Consider the following 1,605-nt stretch of genomic DNA (forward strand, 5'->3'; position numbering starts at 1 on the left):
GTCGAATGCATTTTCCGCCGTGTCGCTTCGAGGGAGAGACTCCTCAAAACGTTTCACCAGCCGAGCTGTGGCGCCGGAATCATTTGAGGCCGGCTGGGCGGGGACCATTTGAAGAGAAAAGCCCCGACCATTCGATGCCGATGAGGGCTAATTCGCGAAAGCGATCGCTTCCAGCTCAGAGGGGGAAAGCACCCGATTGAAGACGGCCACTCCATCGATCCACACCTGCGTCCCTTTGTCGAGGTGGATGCCGCCCAGCCCCAGTGCTCGCCCAAATGTGAACGGTGCACCAAAAAGCAGGGCCCTTCGTACGGGAGTACCGACAGGCTGGGCGCTGTGGTCGGCCTCGGCTTTCGATTCGTAAAGCGCGGCCTCGAGTTCGTCTCCCCATTGCCAGTTGAATTCGTCCGGTAGAGGAAATGAACTTCCCGGCTCAACGGGCACGCTTACCGGTCGCGGCAGGATCTGCCGCCCGTCGCGGAAAAGATTGATCGTGACTCGGTACTTGGTGCCGGATTGGCTCCGGGGCGGATTTCTGCCGTAGGTGATCCTCCGATTCTCGAGATCGACTTCCAACCAGTGTTCGTACACTCCAGACTCTGTGTAGTTGTACCCATTGAACTTGAGGATAAAGGAACGTGGGGAGTAGATGGGCCAGGTGAAAGGAAAGGGATTGGCTTCTCGTGGGGCCGCGTCACCGTACACACTCAGAATGACAGGGTCGGGAAGAACATGGGGGGTTGCACGTCCATTGCGGTAGGCGGTCACGGTCTGGGAGTGGGGATCGAAAGTCATGGCCATACAGACCCATCGGCCGTTCGGAAAAGCAGCACCGTCCACAGCCCGCATCCGCGCATACTGAGAACCCGGTGCCGTGGATTGCGGAAAGCTTGCAGCGCCCGTGGCCGAGATATGGGCAATGACCCCCTGCGAGCCGAACAATCCACCGAACAGGGCGAACTGGCGACGACCGCTGTATTTGCCCCAGTCCCCTTCATCCCAGATTCCTGCCACGAAATGGCGGTCCCCGTAGAACTTGACCCAGGCGACCAGCGTTAATGGTGTCCGACCGTGAATGTCCAGCGGCGTCTGGTCGAATTCTTCCCGCGGGACTTCGGCAAACACGTATCCCCGATTGCACCGCAAGGCCCTGCCGAACGGCCCGCTTGTGTCATACATCAGTTGGGACCGCTCGTCCTGTTGATAGGGCCAGTTTGCGGGGATGTAACGATGCGGGTCGTCCAATCGCCTCAAATAGACAGGGAAACCGCGGTCCACAACGCGGGGATCGAATCGCGAGGACCACGTCTCGCCTTCGGTGTATTCAAAGTCCCAGAAGGCGACCAGCCCAGGCATTGCCGCAACTTTCTTTTTGGCTTCCTCTGGGTTCAAAGCGAAGACCGAAGACGCAAGCATCAGAACCGCGCCACAGGCTGTCACAGCCCGGGTGGCCGTCCCAGGGGACCGGGTGTCGTCCATCATCGGATGCTTCACGTGAGTCACAGCGTCAGCAGAATGGGCCGGTTCAACGAAAAACCTCATTGGGTGTCGGCTCGCGGGGCGGACTTGAGTTCCTGGTATTTTTTCTCTGCCTCGGCCTGGGCT

The 1,605-nt window shown here is 59.3% G+C and carries 1 protein-coding gene; it reads right to left on the bottom strand.

Features of this window, described 5'->3' with window-relative positions:
* Window positions 1–147: 147 nt before the first annotated feature.
* A complete protein-coding gene (locus H5U08_RS18180; protein ID WP_297036386.1) occupies window positions 148–1,482 on the bottom strand; it encodes a hypothetical protein in 1,335 nt (444 codons plus the stop codon).
* Between the last annotated feature and the right edge of the window lie 123 nt (window positions 1,483–1,605).

Source organism: Thermogutta sp. (assembly GCF_014359955.1).
Lineage (GTDB): Bacteria > Planctomycetota > Planctomycetia > Pirellulales > Thermoguttaceae > Thermogutta.

Excerpts from the sequence above, each read along its gene's own strand:
- H5U08_RS18180 (WP_297036386.1), bottom strand. The coding sequence starts at position 1,482 with ATGATGGACGACACCCGGTCCCCTGGGACGGCCACCCGGGCTGTGACA.